The sequence below is a fragment of the Tsukamurella conjunctivitidis genome, assembly GCF_007858475.1.
Taxonomy (GTDB): domain Bacteria; phylum Actinomycetota; class Actinomycetes; order Mycobacteriales; family Mycobacteriaceae; genus Tsukamurella; species Tsukamurella conjunctivitidis.
In genome coordinates this window covers 1-1,043 of record NZ_VIGX01000046.1, presented here as the reverse complement: position 1 = coordinate 1,043, position 1,043 = coordinate 1, and the positions used below count along the sequence as shown (strand labels likewise).

Sequence of the window (1,043 nt, the reverse complement as noted above, 5' to 3'; positions counted from 1 at the left end):
CCCACAGCCACCCATCGCACCCTTCCCGAGCGGTCCCCACGACGGTCCGGACGACTTCGGCGCTGCACGGCCGCCGCAGTTGGTTCGGCGCTGCTCCTGGCGGGACTGACCCTGCCCGCCCACGCCACTGACACCCTGCCCTGGCAGGGAGACCAGACAGCTGGCGCACACCAGCCCTACCAGCACGGATACACCGGCCTGGATCTGCTGAACTGGAACCCTGCGGCTGACCAGGACGCTGAGCTCCTGCGCTCCCGGGTCCCCCTGCAGGAACGCAACGAGCCCCTGCCCGCCACCCAGCGCAATCCGCAGCTGTCAGCCGACACGGAGATGTTCAATCTGGCGGGGGACTACGGCAACGCCTTCTTCGAGTCCTTCCACGACAACAATGTCTTCTCCCAGTACCTGTTCAACTACTGGCAGTACACCGACTACTACGGCTCCTGGCACGGGATGCCGACGCAGGGCGTCGACAAGGCCCTCTACGACCCCTCCAAGGAGTGGACGCAACGCTGGTTCGAGTTCGGCATGCTCAACCTGCCCAATGCGGCCTACACGAATGCCGCCCACAAGAACGGTGCCAAGTCCATCGCCACGATCTTCTTCTCCGGTTCCGACCGCGGCGAGCAGACCTATGGAGACCTGCTGGCCGACAGGCGCGAGGACGGCACCTACCCGGTGGCCGACAAGCTGGCGGAAGTGGCGCACTACTACGGATTCGACGGCTACTTCGCCAATCAGGAGTCCAACGTCCCCGCTTCCGACGTCCCCGCCTACCGCGAGTTCGTCCGGCAGCTGCGCGAGACGGGGATGTACGTCCAGTGGTACGACTCGGTGACCTACCCCAACGGAGGGATCTCCTACCAGAACCAGTTCAACCAGCGGAACTCCCCCTGGATCCTCGACACCGAGACGGACCAGAGGATCTCGGACTCGATCTTCCTCAACTACTGGTTCAGCGGCGGAATGCTGGACAGCTCGGCCGCGCACGCCACGTCACTGGGCCTGGACCCCTATGAATCGGTCTTCGCCGGCATCGAGGC

At 64.9% G+C, this 1,043-nt stretch carries 1 protein-coding gene; it reads left to right on the top strand.

The annotated features are described in order from the left end of the window. On the top strand, positions 1-1,043 hold a 1,043-nt coding region (locus FK530_RS24235; protein WP_205124244.1), incomplete at both ends, for an endo-beta-N-acetylglucosaminidase.